Here is a 21,230-nt window from a genome sequence, read left to right as displayed (position 1 = left end):
CAGGGCTTCTCAGCAGTCCGAACGTCATCAGCAGTCGGCACTCCGACAGCGGCTAACGCCCGTCGAGCACGTCCGCGCCGGGACCGCCAGCGACGGTTTGGTCCGGCCATGAGAACTCCAGTCACGGAGGGTGGCAACGAGGACCCCTGACCCGCATCGGCCTTCGTCAGCCTGTCCGCTGGAACGTCGTGGCGGACAGGCTGTGCAGGCCTGCGGGGTTGAAGAATACGAATCGTCGGCGCTGGAGCCATTCGCCTAGTGCGATCGAGTCGTCTCAGATCGTTGAGCTGTTGGTCTGGATTGCCTGGGACCGCCTCCCGCGCTCTTGTCCATGGCGCACACCGTCTCTCGACGTCTACTGTCGCTGCCCGCACTACTTCTTCTCAGTGACGTCTCCAAAGAAGCGGATTTGCCGGGGCTCAGGCCTGCCGGCAGCATCAACCGCGGCCTAAAACGACAGCTCTAGGAAGAGCAGTGCGTTCTCCCGGCGATTCCCGTGTCAGACCTTCGGGGCACAAAATGATCATTGCGGATGGACACACTCAGCAACCGACCAGTGTCCGTGCTCGCTTCCGCGGCCGTGACCCGGTCGAGTTGAGAAGCCCCGGTGAGCTCCGAAGCTCCTACATCCTGTGCCATTGCAGGGATGAGGCTAAAAGTCGAACTCACCCTTCTTGGCACCGTCGATGAATGCAGCCCACACCGATTCTGAGACGACATATGGAGGCTGGCCGGGCGCTTCGGTATCACGAATACCGACCATGCCGCCAGGGAGAGGGGCTACTTCGAGACAGTTGCCATTGTCGCCAGAGCGTGTGGCCTTACGCCAAGCGGCGCGGTCCAGGTCTTCGTTGGTCACTTCCATCGCTTGGCCTTCTCCTCGATCAAGTGGAGTGAAGCCCTCCGGGGCAGGGCGTCACCGTGCAACATCTCATATCTCGACTTGACCTCCAGAACCCGACCGGGGTCTGCAGTGATCTGGCTCAGCGTGATCGACTCGATGTAGGCAGTGTCCGGCATCTCGGGTCCACCGGCGAGCATGAAGGCACCCTGCAGGCCAGTTGTCAGCCACGCGTCATGAGGGAGGATACGGACATGGACACGGGGATGGTCGTCCATGACAGCGAGATGCGCAAGCTGTTCGGCCATGACCTCCTCGCTGCCGATTGGGCGGGTGAGGACTCCTTCGTCCAGAACTGCCCATAGCGTAGGCCCATTCTCCCACTCCAGGATTCGCTGGCGATTCAGCCGCGCGGTGACGCCTTGCTCGACTAGGTCAGGTGTGGTTCCTGGCCTACCGCGAAAGACGGCTCGAGCGTAGCGTTCGGTCTGGAGCATGCCGGGAATGATCAGCGGCTCCCAAGCGCGGAGCATGTCGGCCCGCTGTTCGATCTCGACCAGTTGAGCTAGCCAGACGGGCCAGCGACCGGCCTGCTCAACCGTTTCACGCCAGCGAGCAAGCAGGCCTCCTTCTGCCCCCAGGGCATTGTCGGCGGCGCGGGCGAAGTCTTCGCTGGCTGGACGTTCCCCGCGCTCCACCATACTGATCTTCGAGACGGACCAGCCCAATATGGTAGCGAGTTCTTTTTGTCGCTTTCCCGCCAATTTACGATATTCACGCAGGTGAGCGCCGAATGCCCGTTTCGGATTTCTTAGGGCAGGCTCCAGTTCGACCTTTCGCATGACGGGCCACCTTCTCTCCTATAGCGCACAGGAACTGCACAGGACACGTGTAGTAGCACACATGGATTGTGCCTGGGAAGTGCTTTGCAATATACCCCGCACGCTGGGGTTTTCTGAGATGGTCTCTTCAGGCCGGCTCGACGCATCAAACCCTGCACACGCACTAGTGATCGTCTGTGCATACAGCCACTGCATTATTCACAAAAGCGACACTAGCGATGATCGAGGAATAGCGAGGTGGATTGGTGGTTTACTACGCTCCTCCCCCACAACTTAAGGCGATTGGCACTGCCCACTTGGCTCGCAGCAACCGGGCTCCTCGTCTGGCCCGAAGAGCTGTCGCCGTTTGGCTGGAGCGGGCGCACCCTGCCCGGGAGATCACAACGCTGGCAGTGTCGGAGCTGGTCACCAATGCCGTCCAGCACCCCGACAACACTCACCCCGCCACCGTTCCCGTGGGCACACAGGACCTGATCACAGTCACACTGTCGCAGGGCTCGGATTACCTTCGGCTAGCAGTGACCGATCCCGGATCCTCGTCGCAACCGTCGATAATTCCTCTTCAGGCACCGAACCTGCACGCTGAGCGCGGGCGGGGGCTGGCGATCGTGGAGGCCCTGTCTCGTGGCCGGTGGGGCAGCTACCTGCTCCCTCCGGCAGGGCAGCGCCTCGTGTGGTGCCATCTCGACCTCGATCCGATCCCGGCACAGGACGACGCACTCTTCTACGCCCCGCATAGCCGGTCTACTTCTCCGAGCGACATGCTGGTCCCCTGAGCACTGAGGGACGGACCTACGTCGCCATCCCTTGATCTTGCTGAGCCGGTGCTGGTCATCGCCGCCCTCACCAGCTCGATCGCCCTGGTCCGACAGCCTCCCGCCCCGGTCACCATCGATGTGCTCGTGCTGGCGCCGACGCCTCTACAATCACCGTGCTCCGCCCGTCTGCGAGCACGCCGCAGCTTGACCCATTTCCCATTGAACGCCTCGTGCAATCCAGCAAAGCGCTCTTCCCCTCTTCGCGCACCCAGGGCGTGCGCACCTCACACCGCAAGATCAACTCGCTGATGTTCCTCCATGCCGCCACGTTCCTGGCTCTTACGCCTCAGCATCGGCAGGCAGAGGCATGGGGCGTACTCGACGTGATTCTCACGGCCTCGTCGAGGTCCTGCGCAAAGGGCCTGCCTCACACGACGTTCTGCCACTGCAATCAACTCCATGCCCCGCACCAGATGTGGCCCATCATCCCTGGGAGACTCCATGCCCGATCCCATCCAGGTCGCAGTTGCCGACCAAGCCACCACCCACCTCAGCTCCCTGCAGAAGCTGCTCCAAGAACAGGGCCTGCACGCCCGCCTGCTCACCCAGCCGGGGGAGCTGCCACGACTGCGAGTTATCAATCCACGCGCCACCTCCCTGTGCGAGGTCATCACAGCCGCGCCAGCGCGTGGCGTATGGAGCTTCTGGTGGTCATGGGAAGAGCCGATCACTCCGGTCAGTGAAGTCGCTAATGCCGCCCAACGCGTCGGCTACGTGCTGACCCCGGCCGCGCGACAGCCCACCTGACTCTGCACGAGTGCGAACCCGCCATCGACCTCCACCCGCTTTCCCTCGTCGCCGTACCGAAGCAGGGGTCCATCGCTCAGCCCGGATGCGTGCTCATCCAGTGCGGCATCGGCCTTACAAGTGCCCCAGACCCCTGTCTGCCACAACCTCACCAACGGGAGGAGCCTGTGGCTGGCATGGCCCTTATCTGGACGTGTTCGGGGAAATCCGGATGAGGGCACTGAAGCTCTCGGGAGTGCGAGAGACATTACGCAGGCGGCTCGAAGCGTTCCCGAGATGGCGGTGACCGCGAACGTCGCGTGCAAAGACGTGGACGCGGTTGCCGTAGGGACATGGCCGGTAGGAGGCTACTGGCCAGGCTCCCTCCAGCGACGATTCATGGCGGAGCCCCCGTCCGCTTGATCGTCGCCGGGCGGCCCCATGGTGAGGGTGACGTCGCGGTGCCAGAGGCGCGACGCGAGGGGCCGCCCACATCCAACGTCCGGCAGCAGCACGCCCTTCCCCAATGTGCTGCTCCCGGGCCGGGAGCCTTCGAGAAGCATGGCCGTGGGTCGCCAACACTCATGGGCGCACGGTCCGTTCTCGCATGGCCTTCCTGAGAGATAGGAAGAGGGAGTCTGGTGCACCCCTTGGGCGGGCCGGACATCGGACATGCTGAGTACCGGCATCGTGATGGCTATCTCGTGGGCAGCCGGATCACCGTCCCTCCCTTTGTCACGTCCTGCTCCCCCGGCTCGGGGCGTGTGATGCGCCGGATAGGTGGCACCGGCCCAGGCGCGGGGGCAGCGGGCCCCGTGAGGAAGGCGGCGGTCGCCTCAGCTGCCGCCGCTGCAGCTTCGGGGTAGACGGAGGTGTAGGTGTCACGGGTGAAGGTGGATGAGGTGTGACCGAGGGTCTCTTGGACGATTTTGATGTCCACGCCAGCTGCGAGCATGGCGGTGGCCGCGCCGTGGCGTAGATCGTGCAGTCGGATCGGTGGCAGTCCTGCCTGCTGACATATCGAGTAGAAGCGGTCGGTCACGTGCTGCGGGTGCAGGGGTCGGCCGATGCCGTCGGTGAAGACGAATCCGCTGTCGGCCCAGTCTTCGCCCGCGGCCAGCCGTTCTCGGCCTTGGCGTCTTTTGTGCTCGGCGAGGAGAGTCATCGTCTCGGCGTCGACGGCGATCTCGCGGTCGCTGGCGTCGGTTTTCGGTTTGCCTTGGATCGTGGCCCAGCCGAGCTGAGTGATCTGCCAGTGAATGCCGATCCTCGACGTCGCGAACATGACGTCCGGCCATCGCAGGCCGACTGCTTCGCCGCGCCGAAGACCGCGCACAGCGATGAGCCGATACAGAACGAACAGCCGGTCGGTGCGGGCATGAGCGAGGAAGCTCTGTGTCTGCTCGGCTGTCCACACCATGACCGGCGACGGCCGGGCCGTGCTGACGTAGGCGGCGGCCGAGTCGATCCGCTTGCCCTCGTGCGCCTGCTTGAGACGTTCCCCGTGTTCGGCGTGATCTTTATGCCATTGGGCTACCTTCTCCTCGGTCCAGACCACCGGCCTGGGCCGGTCGATCGGTGGCATCTCGACGACGGCGGCGGGGTTGAAGTCCAGCAGCCGGTCTTGGCGGATCGCGATGTTCAGCGCATGACGCAAGGTGGCACGGATGCGGTGCATGCTGGTCGGGCCGACCGGCCTCCGGTAGCGGACGGCCGCGACGCGGGCGGGGTCGCCGCTGGCGCGTTCGGTGGCGATGGTGTCGTTGAACTCCTCGATCGCCTCGAACATGCCCGCGATGTCGGAGACCCGGAGCCGGTCCAGCCGGATTTCCCCAAGATAGGGCTTCAGGTAGAGCCGGACATGGGACTCATACGAGCGTTTCGTCGTTGCCTCGATCGCCCTCTTACGCCCGAGGAACTCTGTCAGCCACTCGGCCACGGTGATGTGCCGGTTGAGGTCCTGCCGGGTACGGACCTTGCGCCGGACTTCCTCAGTGTCCGGCAGGCGCTTGGTGTCCTTGAGCACCGACAGCATCAGCTTGGTGATCTGCCGCCGAACGGCGGGGTCGTTGTCCAGGGCCAGCAGGCCGCGGGCGTGATCCAGCTCGGCCTCGGCATCCTCCAGCGTCGCGAAGCCGCTGCGGCGCAGTGGGCTGCGCCGCATTCCGTCTGGGTGCGTGGGGAGCTCGAGCTGGTATCCCCAGGTGCCGTGCGTCGTGTTCCATCGTCGGCCGCCGCCGCTGTGCGCAACCCGGAGCCTGGGGCACGTCTTGCCGAGCCTCCTGCCCGTTGCCGGGTCCTTGCATGCGCAGCTTTTGAACGTGGTGCCTTTGGCGACCGCTTTCAGCTCCCCCGAGGTGCCGGGGTTGGTTGCCATTGTGGTCATTCCTTCTCTCGTACCGGGCGGTCCGTGCCGCTGCATGGGCTGGTGTGGTCGAGCAGCGCCCGCAGCCCGCGCACCGGCACCGCGTACCGGCCGCCGATGCGCAGCACCCGGCACGGGAATTGGCCCAGCTTGGCCAGGCGGTATGCCTTGGTGCGGCCCATGCCGAGCAGCCGTCCGGCCGTGATCAGGCTGATCACCTCAGGCTCCTGCCGGGTCGTGCTGCTTGGGGTTGTGCTGGTCATGCATCACCTCCGTGACGTTGGCGAACAGGGCCCGTGCCGGGCGTGCAGGATGCGATGCCCGTACGGGGCGGGGCGGGCTGTGGGGGCGTTACACCGCCAACCCGGTCCCGTCCGGCACCACACACCAGGGGTGTGGCCGCCCCGTTCGCGACGGGCCAGTCACGCCCTCCGGCATTGGGTTCGGTACGACGGATTGATGGCAGCGGTATCGACGCCCACCTTCATGGCCCGCGTCAAGCAAAATCCGCGGGTCTACGTCCGCACCCCGTTCTTGGCCCGAATCCGGGTCAGGAACGGGGGCTGCCTGCTCCCTACTGCCGTTAGCGGCTGTCTCGAAGGCCGGCACCAGGTATCGCCGTGGCCGGCGTCTGCGGGCGGCGGAACACCAGCAGGTCCTCGTGCGCGATGGCGTGGACGGGCAGGCCGCGCGCCCACGCCTTGCGTGCCTCGTGAAGCTGGAAGAACGACGCCCGGTTCAGCAGATGACCTTCACCGAGCCCGCACAGCAGGCACGCGATCCGGTCCTCGAACACCAGGCCGGCCTGCTCGGCCACCCGGTGGACCTGGCCGGGCAGGTCCACCAGTTCGCCGCGCACTCGATAGGGCCGCACGGTAACCGCCGCGACCCCGCCTGGTCGCAGCAGCTCGGCGCATCCGGCCAGGATGCGGCTGAACCCCTCCAGCAGCGCGGGCAGTGGTTGGTGGGCGAGGTTGCCTGGGTTGGCTGAGTAGTGGTGGTTCCACTTGCGAACGCCGGGCTCGCCGGTGTCGCGGGTGGAGCGGACGTGCCCATGGGTGTAGGTGCCGTATGGCGGGGAGGTCAGCACCAGCGCCGCCCGCCCCGTCAGGTCCGGCAGAAGCCGGCCGATGTGCCTTGAGTCCCCCGCGACGACTCTGCCGGAGCCGGATGCTCCCTTTTTGCGGGCATGGCCGAGGTTCGCCACGGCCAGCCTCGCCCACCGTTCCTCGTACTCCACTCCCGTGGCGTGCCTGCCGAGGTGCAGGGCTTCGACGAGCGTGGTGCCGATCCCGCACATCGGGTCGACCACCAGTTCCCCTGGACGGCTGTAGGTGGCGATCACGCGGGCGGCAATCGAGGGCAGCATCTTGCCCGGATGCCGCATCGACTCCGGCACATATCGGCCCCGCCGCTGTACCCGGGAGGGCTGCTGCCCGGTCGCCCACACCGACGATGTCACCTCGGCCATCAGCTCTCACCTCCAGCCTGCGAGAGTGACTCGCGCCTGCCCTGCGAGCCGGCGCCGCTTGCGGGTATCGCCTGCGGTCCGTGAGACTCGCTGGCGGTCTTCGGCCGGGTGAACAGCAGCACGTCCGAGTGCACGCGCGCGCTCGCCAGCGATCCGGCGCGCTCCGGGAGTGTCCGCAACGCGGCCAGACCGTGACGGGAGGAATCGGTGTGAAGGCGTTCGCCCCGGGCGGGCTGACGCAGGGCGATGATGTGCTGCAAATACGCCAGCCCGGCCTGCCGAACCTGGTCGATGATCTCCGGCAGCGGATCGGCCACCCGCGCCTGACGATGCAGGCCGGCCACTACGGCCAGGTGCCCGCCCGGTTTCACCAGCTCCGCCGCCGAGGCGATGCCGGGCACCTCGGCATCGTCGTCCAGGCCCAGGTGGCCGGCGCGCTGCCCCGCCTGGCCGCAATGCTGTTCCGCGACCACCAGTCCCGCGCTCCCGGTGAGATCGGCAAGCGTCGACGCCTCGTCGTGCGGGTCGATGATGCGCAGGTCGGTGATCTCCAGGTCAGAGTCCGGGTGGGTGCGCGCGAGCCGGGTCCAGGTCACGCCCGCGCGTACCTCGTCGGTGAAGACGGCTACCGGAAAGCAGCCCGCCGTCAGCGCGGCCGAGACCAGCTGGTGATCGCTGGCTCCGAGGTGGACCACCGTCTCGCCCAGCCGAGTGCAGGCGGCGATGAGGTGGCGGGCCAGAGGGCCGCTGACCGGATGGCAGCAGCCCGCCTCGCAGGCGGCGGCCGTTTCGGCGTCCGCTGCGGCCAGCCACACGGTCAATGGGAGATGCTCTCGCGAGGCGTCTTCGATCGCCCGGCTCATGGCGAGTTGCTTGGAAGGCCGAGCCATGGTGGTGATCGTGGACGACGTACTAGTGATGGTGGAGCTGGTGACGGCGGTGGAGGTAGTGGGTTCAGTCATGTGGGTGTGGCCCGAGTACCAGGCCGCCGATCCCTGTCACTGATCCAAATACCTGTCCTAAGGCTGGAGTTCGGACAGCTGGCTGAGCAAAGGTTCAGCAATGCCCGCCTGTACCGTGCTCTGCCCGCCTCGGGCAGGCTCATTGCCCCGGCGCAGTCCGGCCGCGCCAGGGACTCTCCTGTGCTCCACATCCGAACGTGCACATGTCCGCACCTCGCTAGCGACTCCTACCGTGCACGCATGATCGATCGTGCCGATCCTGGTGCCGCCTGAGGGCCTAGCCGTTGGAGGACGATCCGAACCGTTCGGGTGTGCTGGCCCGGCTGCCCTCCTCGCCGGGCCAGCACACCCACGCATTGAGCGCACCTTCAGATCACAACCTGTTTTTGCAGGTCACAGCGTCTTTGGACAAGTTCCGGGCAACATCCGCACTCGTTCTCCAGGCCAGCGGAGCACAATGTTGCCGTCGACGAAGGCACGGACACTGGTCCCGGGCGAGCACTTCCTCCCTCAGAGGAGCAGGGACATGGCGTTCAGCCGCGTAGCCGGCTTCTCGGCCGTCATCGTGCGAGCTGCTCGTCGACGCTGGGCAGGCGCTGCTCCGGGCAGGCGGCGCCGAGTTCGTTCAGCGCCTGCTGCTCTGCTGGATCTATGGACAGCTGCCAATGGATCTTGATGGCTGTCCACTCTGCGGCGTAGCGGCAGCGCACGCCCTCGACGGGTGGCTGCCATGTTGAGGGGTCTTGGTCGGCTTTTGATCGGTTGCTGCGCGCGGTCACCGCGACGAGGTGCCATGGATGATCGAGATAGTTGGCGTACGCCTCGCGCTGGGCCGCGTCCCAGGCGTAGGCGCCGGAATCCCACGACTCCGCCAGCGGCACCACGTGGTCCACGTCAAGTCCGGAGGCGTCGGTGATCGTCTTGTCGTCGTAGTAGCTGTGCCAGCTTCCGCCGTTCAGACGGCATCCATCGGCGACCTCCGGGGCGGTGACCGCCTCTTCCAGGAGTACCTCGTATCGGGTCGAGCATCCGTCGCGATCGCTGTCCGTCCAGTGTTTGAAGGAGGTCCGCTTGTAACCCTCTCTCTGCTCGGCTGCTACGGGGAGAGTGGCTACAGCATCGGCCAGCAGCAGCCCCTCGGCGGCCCGGGCGGCGGCACCGGGAGAGGCTGCGGCCGGGAAGCTGGCAGCTGGGATGAAGGCGATGGCGATGAGAGCGGTGCCGCCCAGGCGGAGAAATCGAGACATGGATCTCCATTCGACAACTACAGACAGCATCGACTAGTGACTGAAAGTAGCGACCAATTAGCGGGCGGTCTCCTGCGTCAGGGCGACACCTTCGTGGCCGGGTCGACACGTGCTGGTCACCGTAAGCGGTCAGCGCTGGAAGATCATGGCTTAGAAGATCCGTGGGCCAGGAGGTTCGTCTGGCCCACGGCCGAGGCGTCGAAAGGCGTGATCGATTGACTGATCGGTCAGCGCTTGTTGATCCAGATCGATGCGTTGCATCCAGAGCTGGCGAATCCGGTCTCGCACAGCTTGAAGACGTCGATGCGTCCCATCCACACGCGGTCTGTTCCGCATCCCCGTTTGGCACCGTTGGGATCGGTCACCGTATGGGTGAGGAGCATGGAGGTGGCGTACTCGACCTTGACGCCGTGGCCATCGGCTTGCAGGTCGCAGACTTCGATGTGCCGCCGATCGGCCGAGACGGTGACAGATCCGAACGGGGCCCGGTCTCCCCAGACGCCTGGTGCCTGGGCGTGGGCGGACGGGGACAGGAGCAGACAGGCAGCAGCAGCGCCGGCCAGGGTGATCCGAGTGAACACGAGCGGTATTCCGTTCCGTGCGGGGACGTGAAACGGAGCCACCCTGAACTATTTGGTTAATCGAGCCTCGGAAGACAGGCCCTGTCTGACGCAGTTTGATCAAGCTTTGGTGGTCTGCTTGCGGGCCAGCATCGACTCAGCGTCGTTCCGAGGCGGATCTGCCGCATGACTCAAGCTTGACCCGACAATTTCAGCATCGCCCCGTTATCGCAGGTCAAGATGGCTTTCCGCCTCGATCGGCCTAGATCACAGTCTCGAAGCCAACAGGAGGAACCGCGCACCGATCAGGACTGTTTCCCCAGGTCACAGCTATTTTCGGGTTGCGATTCGTCTTTGATCTGATCTTTACCTTGTTCGATGTCTGATCATTGGGAGTCCGGTTCCTGCCCGCTTCCTCTGGCGGCATAGCGACGTCCGAACCGATCACGCCTCGGGAGCGTCGTCATGTCTCACCCTTCGATCCACCAGTCTGCGGGCACCGTAACCAGCCCCGCTTCCGTGGACCGCGCCGCTGTGAAACCGGCCGCTGTGAATCAGGCCGTCACCGTTGCGGTCGCCATGTCGTCCTCCACCGGTACCACTGAGCGTCGCTCGGCCGCAGCCGATGACGCTTCTGGGTCCGTCCCCCACGTCGACGGCCCCTGTGCCAGCCGGGCACAGGATGACCTCGGCCACGAGTCGACCCTTTCGGGTTCGCTGGCGTTGGACGTGGCCGAGCACGCCTTCACGCTGCTCATGCGCGGTCCCAGCCCGCTGTCGATCGACGGAGCCAAACTCGGGGAAGGGCTCCCGGCGCGAGCGATCCCCTTGGATGAGCTGCGCGTGATTCTGTTGCATCCGTCCTGCTCGCGGACCACACGTGATCATGTGTGGCGACACCTGATCGACCAGGCGCGCACCCACCGTGGCGCGTGGATGGTCGCCACCTGCGCACTTGCCCTTCCGATGCTGCGCCGTCTCGTCGCCGCCCTGACGGGCAAGGTCCATCCCGGGCTGAGCGAGCGCCTGGCTCGCGTCGATCGGGAGGATCTGGAGGCCGAAGTTCTGGCCGCCTTCATGGAAGCTCTCGTCCGGGTGAATCTGGCCTGGTCGCATCCGGTGCTGCGGCTGTCACGGCTGACCCAGCGCGCCGTCCTTCGCGCCTACGCTCCCCCATGTCCCGCTCTGCTGGCCGATCCCGACCTCCTTGAGCGTGCCGGAAACGGGCAGCAGGCTTTGGCTTACCCAGCGGGCCATCCCGACCTGCTGCTGGCCCAGGCAGTCGCCGAGGGCGTCATCACCGGGGCGGACGCGGAGCTGATCGCTTTCACCCGGCTGGAGGGCATCTCGCTCATTTCCTACTGCCGCCGCCGTGGCCTGCTCTACTGCACCGCCCTCAAGCGCCGGCAACGCGCTGAATCCGCGCTCTACCAGGCACTTCTCCAGGAGAACCGGTAGGGATCGCATCAGGGCCAGCGCGAGCCATGCCAGCAAAGACTGCACAAAATCCGCTGGCCTCAATGTCTGAATCCGGCTCTTCGGCCCGGTCTTTAGCCAGTTGAAGGCAGCGCGGACGGCGACGAGCCCGGCAGGCGGGACCTCCCTGGTCACCGGTCCCTGTCACCCGGCCCAGCCCACCCCATCGCACCTCGAAGGAGGACGCCCACACGGCCCTGCACGCCGGGCCCGGCCCTCCGCGCCGCCTTCACTCCCCGCCCACACAACCCACCCAGCCCGGCATCGCCCGCACTCTACGGGCCGCACGCAAGGGTCGGTCCGCTCCACCGTTCTGGGAGGCAGCACACGATGTCCCGCCCGCGCCGCTCCACCTCATCCCAAGCGTTCAACCTCAAAGTCCTCCTCGTCTGCCTGGTCATCCTCGCCAGCATCACCTTCGGCATCCTGCTGGAGTACGCGATCGCCCATGCCGCTGTCTACGCCGACTCCACCAGCGTGATCGCAGCAGGCACGGCGGCGCCACCGTCATCGCTGAACACCGTCATCGACAACCTACGCAACGTCATCGTCGGACTGCTGGTGGCCCTGGCCACGCTCTTCCTCACCGTCGGCGGGGTCCGCTACATCCTGGCCGGCGGCGACCCCGGCGAAGTCGATGCCGCCAAGAAAACCCTGCGTTATGCCGCCCTCGGCTACGGCATCGCCGTCTTGGCCCCGCTGCTGGTGACCATCCTCAAAGGCATCGTGGGCGCTCAATGACCTGCCAACGTGAACGTGCTGGGGCCGAAAGACGATTGCCGTGCTGGCTGGCTCGGGTCTGTCTAGGCTTCCTGCTCGCCACCAGCGCAACTGGACTCGCGGCGGCCGTCCCGGCTTACGCCGAGCCCGCACCGGCGCCGTCCGCCACGGCGAGCCCGAGCCCGGCTCCGGGACCGGTTCCGTCGCCGCTCGTGCCCTGGAGCGCACCTACCGCTGCACCCTCATCTCCATCCCCGTCACCACCCTCGTCCTCATCATCGCCGGCAACGCCGCCCCCGTCGTCGACGCCTGCCGGCGTGCAGGAGTGCGGGTGGATCGATGTGGGCTGCAAGCTGAACCAGGCGATGAACGGCTGGTTCACCAGCCTGGTCGTCGATGCGATCAACCCGGCCTTCGTCCTCGTCGGCAGCGCCCTGCTCGCCGCCCCGCCGCCCATGATGCTCCAGCGGGTCCAGGAACTGACTGGCCACGTGAGGTTGGTCGCCAACGCGTTGCTGGTGTTGATGGTGCTGGCCGCTGGCGTCATCGTCATGGCCTACGGCAGCGCCCACACCTCCACCACACCCGGCGAAGTCATCCCGCGCCTGGTGATAGCGGCGATCGCGTTGAACGCCTCGCTGATCATCTGCCAGTACGCCATCGAGTTGACCAACGCCATGGTCACCGCGCTGCTCGGTGACGGAGTCGACGGGCAGCGGGCCGGGAATCTGATCGCCGCCAAGGTGGACGGCCTGATCAAAGACGCCGAAGGCACCGTGCTCTTCCTCGTGCTGCTGGTCGGGGCGGCGGCGCTGATGGGGCTCGTGCTCGCCTTCATCGGCCTCATCCGCATCACCCTGCTGGCGTTCCTGATCATCGCCGCGCCGCTCGCCTTGTTGTGTCACGCGTTGCCGCAGACCGAAGGCGTCGCGCGCCTGTGGTGGCGCTGCTTCTTCGGCCTGCTCGCCATCCAGATCCTGCAAGCTCTCGGGCTGATCTTGGCGTTCAAGCTGTTCCTCACCGACTCCGCCGCCGCCTACCCGCTCCCTCCCGCCAACCCCGGGGTGGGCGATGCGGTCGAGGCCACGATGCGGCCCACCGTCAACCGGGCCCTGGATGTGCTGATCATCATCGGCATCCTGTATGTCCTGATCAAGATTCCGGGCTGGGTCGCCCGGACGATCTGGCAGCAGGGCCAGCCCAACGTTTTGAAGCGCCTGCTCAAAGCCGTGATCGTCTACAAGACCCTCGGTGCCGCCCGTGCTATCGGCGGCCAGGCCAGAAGCGCGGCCGCCCGGACAACGAACGCGCGGGCCGCCCAACGGCACGGCGGGGCACGTCGAGGCCGCCCCGGCAGGCCGCACGGCCAAAGCGGCCCATCGCGGCGTGGCCCGAGGACGCCGCCCAGCTCGGCACCAGGAGCCGCCATGCCCAACCACACACCCGCCGGACAGCAACTCCAACTCCCCCTCAACCTGCCGCCTCGCACCCAGCCCACGCCCACCCCGGCGGCAGCCGCCGCTGCAGCAAGGCGAGCTCGGCAGGGCACACAGCTCGCGCTGCCGTTCCCGGTCACCCGCGTCCCACGTCCACCCACACCACCCGGGACCGCCTCTGCGGCAACGCCTCGGTCGGGGCCGTGGATACGCCCGCGTCCGCCGTGGGTGCAAGACCGGCTGCCCGGCATGCCCATCCGAGCGCCCCGCCCCGGCCAGCTCCGCCTCCGCCTTGACCCGCCGCCCCGCCGTATCCCGCTCGCCAACCGCCAGCCACGACAGGGGAACTGATGAAGCACGAGGCCGAACCACCGCCGCTGCTGGCCCGCATCCCCGCCGACATCAACCAGCCGGACAAGATCGCCTACGGGCTCACCATCCGCCAGATCCTCATCATCGCTCTGACCGGCGGGATCGCCGCCGCCGTCTACTACTTGGGCCACCAGCTGCTGCCCGTCGTCATCCTGGCCGCGATCCTGCTCCCGCTCCTCGCACTCGGCCTCGTCATCGCGCTCGGCAGGCGGGACGGGCTGAGCCTGGATCGCTTCGCGTTGGCCGCCCTGCTCCACGGCCAGGCGACCAAGAGGCTGATCGCCGCACCGAACGGGATCATCGAACCGCCTCGCTGGTGTCGCCTGCGCGGGAAACTACCCGCGCCGCTCCGCCTTCCCGTACGCGCCATCCGCACCGACGGCGCACTGGAACTGGCAGATGGAGGCGTAGCCGTCCTCGTAGAGGCCGGCACCCTGTCCTTCCACCTGCGCACCACCAGCGAGCAGGCCGCGCTGGTCGCAGCGTTCGCGCGATGGCTGAACTCGCTCGAGGCACCCGTGCAACTGCTGGCCCGAGCCCGGCCCGCGGATCTGACCGACCTGGTCGAGGCCGTCGAGGCCCAGGCCGAGGTTCTGCCACATGCGGCGCTGGCTCAGGCGGCTCGCCAGCACGCCGCCTACCTGGCCGAGCTGAACACCTCGCGCGAGCTCCTGACCCGCCAGGTCCTCCTCGTGCTGCGCGACCACCCCGCCGCTGGCGGCCGGGGACGCCGCTCTCCGCGGCGCGACGCCTCGGCCGCGGTCGTCCTGCGCCGGGCCGCAGAAGCCGAACGCGCCCTGGCCGCACTCGGCATCACCACCCGCGTCCTGGGCGCCGACCAAGCCGCCCAAGCACTCTCCGAGTGTCTCGACCCCGGCGGCCGGCACCCCGCCGGCCAGACCCTCCCCCACGGCCAGGCCCTCCCCGACGAGCTGATCACCTCGACCAGGAGCACCCCGTGAAGCTACGCCGCCGCGCCCACTGCCATCAGCTGAGCACTCTCACCCGCCCTGAAGCCGTCGAGGTCGGTGTCCGGACCATCACCTTGCCCAACGCTGTGGCTGCCTCCTTCGCCGTGACCGGCTACCCGCGGGAAGTCGGCGCCGGCTGGCTCGAGCCGCTGCTCACCTACCCCGGCCACCTGGATGTGTCCCTGCACATCGAACCCATCCCCCAGCAGATCGCGGCGATGCGGCTGCGCCGCCAGCTCGCTCGCCTGGAATCGGCCAGCCGCTCCGACGCTCAACATGGCCGACTAACCGATTTCAGCGCCGAAGCCGCCGCCGATGACGCCACCGACCTGGCCGACAGCCTGGCCCGAGGCTACGGCCGCCTGTTCAGAGTCGGCCTCTACCTCAATCTCCACGCCCCGACAGAGCCGGAGCTGGCCGCCGAGGTCGAGCGCGTCCGGGCGCTCGCCTCCTCGCTGCTCCTCGATGCACAACCGGCGACGTTCCGCGCCCTGCAGGGCTGGACGACCGGCCTGCCGCTCGGCGTCGACTCCCTCGGAGCAACGCGGACGTTCGACACGACTGCGCTTGCGGCGGCTTTCCCCTTCACCTCACCCGACCTCGGGTGCGAGGTCGGCGAGACGAGCGTGTTGTACGGGCTGAGCGCCACCAGCTCCGGCGTCGTGCTCTGGGACCGCTATGCCCAGGACAACCACAACTCCGTCGTCTTGGCCCGATCCGGCGCCGGCAAGAGCTTCTTCACCAAGCTCGAAACCCTGCGCCTGCTCTACCAAGGCGTCGAGGTCGCCGTCGTGGACCCCGAAGACGAATACGCCCGCCTCGCGCGCGCGGTCGGCGGCACCTGTCTGCACCTCGGCGCCACTGGAGTCCGATGGAACCCCTTCGATCTGCCCACCAGCCAAGGCCCCCGCGATGACGTGTTGTCGCGGCGGGCCATGTTCCTGCAGACCCTCATCGCCACCATGCTCGGCGGCCAGCTCACCCCGCAGGCTCGGGCGACGCTGGACTCGGCGATCATCGCCACCTACCAGGCTGCCGGGATCACCCGCGACCCGGCCACCTGGACCCGGCCCGCCCCCCTTCTCGCCGATCTGGTCACCGCTCTTACCCAAAAGAAGGGTGGCTCCGCATCGGCGGGAGCGGAACTGGCGAACCAACTCGCCCCCTACGTCTCCGGCTCCCACCGCGAGCTGTTCGACGGCCCCACCACCACCCATCCGTCCGGGCACCTGACCGTCTTCTCACTGCGGGATCTGCCCGAGGAGATGAAAGCGGTCGGCACCCTGCTGGCCTTGGATGCCATCTGGCGGCGGGTCGCCAACCCCCGCGACCGCAAGAAGCGCCTCGTCGTCGTGGACGAAGCCTGGCTGCTGATGAAGGAACCCGAAGGCGCACGGTTCCTGTTCCGGATGGCCAAAGCCGCCCGCAAGCACTGGGCCGGACTCGCCGTCGTCACCCAAGACGCCGCGGACCTGCTCGGCTCGGAGTTGGGGCAGGCGATCGTAGCCAACGCCGCCAACCAGATCCTCCTACGTCAGGCACCACAGGCCATCAGCGCGGTCGGAGACGCCTTCGACCTGACCGACGGCGAGCGCCAGTTCCTGCTCACCGCCGAACGCGGCGAGGCACTCCTGGTCGCCGGCCCCGCCAGCCGAGCCGCCTTCCACGTCATCGCCTCACCACGCGAAGTCGAACTGATCACCACCGACCCAGCTCACCTCGCCGAACTCGATCAGCAGCACGCGCCACCAGCTCAGACCGAACCGCCAGCCGAGTCACCCACCTTCACCGGGTTCAGCGATGACCACGACGACGAAGGCGACCCGCTTTGAGCATCAACCTGCCATCCAGCCCGACGCCAAGCCGTGACGCGCCGTGCCTGCTGTGTGGCATTGACGAGCGTGATGTCCAAGACGCTCTTGACTTCCTCGCCGAGCTGCCCGCCCGCCTGCCCGAGTTTGCTCTCACCTACGGGCCTTACCTGCTCGCTGCCCTGACCGCTATCTGGTCCGTCGCCGCCGCCGTCCGCTACGTGCTCGGCTGGGCTCACCACGCCGACATGACACCGCAGGCCAGGCTCATCGAAATCTCCTCTCCGCCGCGCAGCGACCCCGACGGCGCGGTAGTGCTGTGGCGGCAGCTCGTCGGCCTGCTCCGGCCCGCGTGGAAGCGGTTGTTCACCGGGCAGCCGCATCTGGTGTGGGAGTACCACGGCAGCGACGCCGGAGTGCGTATCTGCCTGTGGGTGCCCGGAACGATCCCGCCCGGCATCGTGGAGAAGGCCGTCCAAGCCGCCTGGCCCGGCGCGACCACCACCACCCGGCCCGCCATCTCGCCTCTGCCCGAAGGCGCGAGGGTCGCGGGCGGGCGGCTCGTCCTGGCCGGACCCGAGCACTTCCCGCTCACCACCGACCACGACCACGACCCCGCCCGCTCCCTGCTCGAAGCGATGGGCGGCCTGCGCGAGGGCGAGCACGCCGTGGTGCAGATCCTCGCCCGCCCCACCACCGGGCGCCGCCTGCGTCACGCCTACCGGGCCGCCGCCCATCTACGGGGAGGCGGCAGCCGAAACCACGTCGGCCGCTTCTTCGACGTCATCCTCCCGCTGCCTTCGGACGCGCACGACCACCGGCCTGGCGAGGTGGCCCGCGTCTTTCCCGAGCGCGCCGAGCAGGTCCGCGCGATCTTGGGCAAAGCCGGTCAGCCTCGCTACGAGGTGGCCATCCGGTATGCCGTCTCCATCCGCCGCCAACCCGCGACCACGGCCCAGCAGCCGGTCGGCGTCCGGGCTGATGCTGCTGCGTCGGATCTGGTCCGCGGGTGGCTTCGAGGTCAAGCTCACACCCTGGCCGGCGTCTTCGCCCTCTACACCGGAAGTCACCAGTACCTGCGCCGAGCTCGCCTCTGGCGGCCCGGCCGCGCGATCGGCTCGCGCCGCCTCGATCACGGATATCTGCTGTCGGTCGCCGAGCTGGCCGCGCTGGCGCACCTGCCGTGGGACATCGATGCCCCCGGCATCGCCCGCGCCGGAGCCCGCCCCATCGCCCCGCCACCGGCCGTCCCCCGCAACACGGCGGGCGGGACGGCACGCATCCTGGGCGACGCCGACAGTGGCCCACAGCGCCCCATCGCGCTACCCGTAGCGGACGGGCGGCACCACACCCACGTCCTCGGCGGAACCGGCGTCGGCAAATCCACCCTTTTGGCCAACCTGGTCCTCGCCGATGCTCATGCCGGGCGAGGAGCGTTGGTCATCGACCCCAAAGGCGACTTGATCACCGACATCCTCAACCGGCTCCCCCCACGAGCCATCGGCAAGACCGTGGTGTTCGACCCGCAAGATGACGCGCCGCCGCCGTCGATCAACATCCTCGCCGGGCACGACCCCGCCTTCGCCGTCGACTCCGTCGTCACGATCTTTCACCGCTGCTTCTCCACAGCCTGGGGACCACGTGTGGACGACCTGCTCCGCTCCACCTGCCTCACCCTGACCAGCGTCCTGGGCCGCAAAGCCACCTTGGCCGATGTACCGAGATTGCTGACCGACCGGGCGTTCCGCGCGCAGATCATCGCCAAACTGGATGACAGCCTGCTGGGCGGCTTCTGGGATTCCTACGAAGCCCTCACCCCAGCCGGACAGGCAACCGTCATCGGGCCGGTGATGAACAAGCTGCGCGCCGTACTCTTGCGGCCGTTCGTCCGGCAGGCGCTGGCCAGCCCGAACACCACCGTCCCCATCGGCCAGCTCCTCGACCACGGCGGCTTGGTGCTCGCACAGCTGCCCAAAGGCATCCTCGGTGACGACGCCGCCCGGCTGTTCGGCTCCATCCTGCTCGCCCACACCTGGCAGGCCACCACCCGCCGCTCCAACCTCGCAGAGGCCGACCGGCCGGACGCCTCCCTCGTCATCGACGAGTGTCACAACTTCTTGAACCTGCCCGGCCACATCAACGATGTCCTGGCCGAGGCACGCGGATACCGCCTGTCCCTTGTGCTCGCCCACCAGCACTTGGACCAGCTTCCCGCCGACCTGCGTGAAGCACTGTCAGCCGACGCCCGCAGCAAGATCTACTTCAACGCCTCTCCCAAGGACGCCAACGATCTCAAACACCACACCGCGCCGTTGATCAGCCCGTACGACCTCACCCACCTCGGGGCCTACCAAGCCGCCGCCCGCCTCATCATCGATGGGCAGCAAACCACCGCCTTCACGCTACGCACCAGGCCCCTTCCCGCACCGATCGAAGGCCGGCAAGAGGCCATCAGGCAGGCGTCGCGCGAGCGGTTCACCCAGCCCCACGCCGTGGTGCGGCCTCCCGCCCGCAGGGCGCGCCTGGTGGCCGCCGAGCCTGACGTGCGCCCCGGTCTGCAGGGCCAGCCCGCAGCCCTCGACGAGCAACTCGGCTGAGCCTTCCCTCGGTCAGCCGACCCCGTCCAGCCACACCACCAGCAGCAGCATCCATCCCGACCTTGGAGAACCGTCATGCCAGTCACCCGCCACCCGCTCCGCCTGCCCCGATTCGACGCCGCTGCCATCGCCGACGCTGTTGCCTGCCTCACTCCGCGCGACTACGAGATCCTGCAGCACCTTCTTCACCACCGGGTCCTGACCACCCATCAACTCCAGCGGCTGTTCTTCACCACGCCCCAGCCCACCCGCCGTCGCCTGGGCATCCTGCGCAACCTCGGCATGATCACCCCCTACCGGCCCTGGTCCCCCACCGGCTCCTACCCTCACCACTGGGTCCTCGGCCGGGCCGGAGCTGAACTGCTCGCCCTACGCGACCAGACCACGATCAAAGACCTGGGCTATCACCCAGACCGGTCCATGAGCGTCGCGGTGTCATCGGTGCGGAGCCATCAGGTTGGCGTCAACGACTTCTTCGTCAACCTCGCCCACCTGGCCCGCCACCGCCCTGACACCCACCTGCGGGCATGGCTGTCGGAAAAGCAGTGCGCCAAGATCTGGGGCGACCTGGCCCGGCCCGACGCCTACGGCTGCTGGGCCGAGAACGGTCACCAGATCGACTTCTTCCTCGAGCACGACACCGGCAGCATGACCCTGGCCAAGGTCACCGGCAAGCTCGCCTCCTACAGCGACCTCGCCGACACCACCCGCATCGTCACCCCGGTGCTGTTCTGGCTGCCCAACCGCACCCGCGAAGCCAACCTGCGCAAGCTGATCATCACCACTGACCTGCCGATCGCCACCGCCGTCCAGACCGAACTGGATGACGGCCCGGCCGGGCCCTGCTGGCTACCCGTCACCGCCCACTCCGACCACGAGCGGATGCGGCTGGCCGACCTTGTCAACGGGTGGCCCCATCTCACCCTCGGCCAGGCCCCCGAACAAGCCGCCACCGGCGGGGACGGCAACGCCTTCTTCGATCGCGTCCTCGGCAAGGAGGAGTCGGGCAGGTGAAGGCCGCCGCGGCCGGCGCCGTTCTCCTGCTGCTCATCGTCTTGGCCTTCCTCGCAGCCGCCACCAGCATCCTCACCGGCTCCGCCACACCCGGCGGCGTGGCCTGCGCGATTACACCAGTCACGACAGCGAGCAGCACGACGGGCAAACCGGTCGTGGCGTCCCCGGCAACCGCGAGCTTCACCACGCTGGACCTGGACGGCGAGCAGCAGGCCAACGCCACGCTCATCGTCCACGTCGCGGTCGAACGTGGCCTTCCCGCGCGGGCGGCGGTGATCGCCGTCGCCACCGCCCTGCAGGAATCCAAGCTCCGTAACCTGACTTACGGGCACCTCGACTCACTCGGGTTGTTCCAGCAACGTCCGTCGCAAGGGTGGGGGACGCGTGAGCAGATCCTTGATCCCCGCTATGCGACCGGCACCTTCTATGACCGCCTGGTCGAGGTGCCGCGCTGGGAGCAGCTCCCGCTCACCCGCGCCGCCCAGGCCGTCCAGCGCTCCGGCCTCCCCGAGGCCTACGCGCAGTGGGAGGCACTCGCGCAACGCGTGGTCGACGCCGTGGCCGGGACCTGCATCACCCTCATCCCGGGCGAGCAGGTCGCCGCTGTCATCGCCTACGCCCACGCCCAGCTCGGCAAACCCTACGTCTGGGGAGCCGAAGGACCTGACAGCTTCGACTGCTCGGGGCTGACCATGCGCGCCTTTCAAGCCGCTGGGATCTCGATTCCGCGCGTCGCCGCCGACCAATGGCGCTACGGCCCGCCCATCCCGAACGGGCAGGAACAGCCCGGCGATCTCGCCTTCTTCCGCATGCAACCAGATGGGCCCGGACACGTCGGCCTCGTCATCGGAGGCGGCCGGATGATCCACGCACCCAACAAGCGAACCGTCGTCCAAATCGGCACCTACCAGCGCGGTGACCTGATCGGCTTCACCCGCCCCGCTGCCCACGCGCCCACCGGCCAGCCCGACCCGCGCTGACCGTGTTCCCCCACGGGATCG

General features: G+C 67.6%; 18 protein-coding genes. 10 read left to right on the top strand and 8 right to left on the bottom strand.

What is annotated here, in order from left to right; genetic code table 11:
• Positions 1-652: 652 nt before the first annotated feature.
• Both AB0G11_RS19190 and AB0G11_RS19185 read right to left on the bottom strand, forming a co-directional pair.
• Positions 653-865, bottom strand: a complete 213-nt coding sequence (locus AB0G11_RS19190; RefSeq protein WP_357587111.1) for a DUF397 domain-containing protein — start codon at positions 863-865, stop codon at positions 653-655.
• Positions 856-1,683 carry a helix-turn-helix transcriptional regulator gene (locus AB0G11_RS19185; protein WP_357587109.1) on the bottom strand — a complete coding sequence of 276 codons (828 nt, stop codon included), beginning with the start codon at positions 1,681-1,683 and terminating at the stop codon, positions 856-858. Before AB0G11_RS19185 ends, AB0G11_RS19190 begins: the two co-directional genes overlap by 10 nt.
• A gap of 245 nt (positions 1,684-1,928) precedes the next feature.
• Here AB0G11_RS19185 and AB0G11_RS19180 point away from each other — a divergent pair, with 245 nt between their 5' ends.
• On the top strand, positions 1,929-2,459 hold the full coding sequence (locus tag AB0G11_RS19180; RefSeq protein WP_357587107.1) for an ATP-binding protein: 531 nt from the start codon (positions 1,929-1,931) through the stop codon (positions 2,457-2,459).
• Between the two features lie 483 nt (positions 2,460-2,942).
• The gene (locus AB0G11_RS19175) at positions 2,943-3,248 is read left to right on the top strand and encodes a hypothetical protein (protein ID WP_357587105.1); all 306 of its coding nucleotides are present in this window, start codon (positions 2,943-2,945) and stop codon (positions 3,246-3,248) included.
• A gap of 676 nt (positions 3,249-3,924) precedes the next feature.
• Here AB0G11_RS19175 and AB0G11_RS19170 read toward each other — a convergent pair.
• From AB0G11_RS19170 to AB0G11_RS19145, 6 genes are all read right to left on the bottom strand, one after another.
• Entirely contained in the window at positions 3,925-5,604 is a 1,680-nt protein-coding gene (locus tag AB0G11_RS19170) for a tyrosine-type recombinase/integrase (protein WP_357587103.1), read from the bottom strand.
• A 5-nt stretch (positions 5,605-5,609) separates the two neighbouring features.
• Complete coding sequence (locus AB0G11_RS19165; protein WP_357587101.1) at positions 5,610-5,855, bottom strand: DNA-binding protein; 246 nt, start codon at positions 5,853-5,855, stop codon at positions 5,610-5,612.
• 320 nt (positions 5,856-6,175) lie between these two features.
• Entirely contained in the window at positions 6,176-7,063 is an 888-nt protein-coding gene (locus tag AB0G11_RS19160) for a DNA methyltransferase (protein ID WP_357587100.1), read from the bottom strand.
• Positions 7,063-7,926 (bottom strand): hypothetical protein, encoded by an 864-nt coding sequence (locus AB0G11_RS19155; RefSeq protein WP_357587098.1) that lies wholly within the window; start codon positions 7,924-7,926, stop codon positions 7,063-7,065. The genes AB0G11_RS19160 and AB0G11_RS19155 overlap by 1 nt, the downstream gene beginning before the upstream one ends.
• Before the next feature lie 659 nt (positions 7,927-8,585).
• A complete protein-coding gene (locus tag AB0G11_RS19150; RefSeq protein WP_357587096.1) occupies positions 8,586-9,272 on the bottom strand; it encodes an HNH endonuclease family protein in 687 nt (228 codons plus the stop codon).
• Between the two features lie 227 nt (positions 9,273-9,499).
• On the bottom strand, positions 9,500-9,853 hold the full coding sequence (locus AB0G11_RS19145; RefSeq protein WP_357587094.1) for a hypothetical protein: 354 nt from the start codon (positions 9,851-9,853) through the stop codon (positions 9,500-9,502).
• A gap of 498 nt (positions 9,854-10,351) precedes the next feature.
• Here AB0G11_RS19145 and AB0G11_RS19140 point away from each other — a divergent pair, with 498 nt between their 5' ends.
• The 8 genes from AB0G11_RS19140 to AB0G11_RS19105 all read left to right on the top strand — a co-directional run bounded on the left by AB0G11_RS19140 (position 10,352) and on the right by AB0G11_RS19105 (position 21,209).
• Positions 10,352-11,290 (top strand): hypothetical protein, encoded by a 939-nt coding sequence (locus tag AB0G11_RS19140; protein ID WP_357587092.1) that lies wholly within the window; start codon positions 10,352-10,354, stop codon positions 11,288-11,290.
• A gap of 348 nt (positions 11,291-11,638) precedes the next feature.
• Positions 11,639-12,049: a pilin gene (locus tag AB0G11_RS19135; protein WP_357587090.1), complete on the top strand. Its 411-nt coding sequence runs from the start codon at positions 11,639-11,641 to the stop codon at positions 12,047-12,049.
• A 320-nt stretch (positions 12,050-12,369) separates the two neighbouring features.
• Positions 12,370-13,815, top strand: coding sequence for a hypothetical protein (locus AB0G11_RS19130; protein WP_357587088.1), 1,446 nt, complete (start codon positions 12,370-12,372; stop codon positions 13,813-13,815).
• Entirely contained in the window at positions 13,815-14,798 is a 984-nt protein-coding gene (locus AB0G11_RS19125; RefSeq protein ID WP_357587086.1) for a PrgI family protein, read from the top strand. The genes AB0G11_RS19130 and AB0G11_RS19125 overlap by 1 nt, the downstream gene beginning before the upstream one ends.
• Positions 14,795-16,639 (top strand): ATP-binding protein, encoded by a 1,845-nt coding sequence (locus tag AB0G11_RS19120; RefSeq protein WP_357587084.1) that lies wholly within the window; start codon positions 14,795-14,797, stop codon positions 16,637-16,639. The genes AB0G11_RS19125 and AB0G11_RS19120 overlap by 4 nt, the downstream gene beginning before the upstream one ends.
• Positions 16,636-19,215, top strand: a complete 2,580-nt coding sequence (locus tag AB0G11_RS19115) for a hypothetical protein (RefSeq protein WP_357587082.1) — start codon at positions 16,636-16,638, stop codon at positions 19,213-19,215. The genes AB0G11_RS19120 and AB0G11_RS19115 overlap by 4 nt, the downstream gene beginning before the upstream one ends.
• 75 nt (positions 19,216-19,290) lie before the next feature.
• A complete protein-coding gene (locus AB0G11_RS19110) occupies positions 19,291-20,229 on the top strand; it encodes a replication-relaxation family protein (RefSeq protein WP_357587080.1) in 939 nt (312 codons plus the stop codon).
• Positions 20,226-21,209: a C40 family peptidase gene (locus AB0G11_RS19105; protein ID WP_357587078.1), complete on the top strand. Its 984-nt coding sequence runs from the start codon at positions 20,226-20,228 to the stop codon at positions 21,207-21,209. The genes AB0G11_RS19110 and AB0G11_RS19105 overlap by 4 nt, the downstream gene beginning before the upstream one ends.
• Positions 21,210-21,230: the final 21 nt, after the last annotated feature.

The organism is Nonomuraea sp. NPDC023979 (genome assembly GCF_040639085.1).
In the GTDB taxonomy this organism is placed as follows: Bacteria; Actinomycetota; Actinomycetes; order Streptosporangiales; family Streptosporangiaceae; genus Nonomuraea; species Nonomuraea ceibae.
This window is presented reverse-complemented; position numbering and strand designations above follow the sequence as displayed.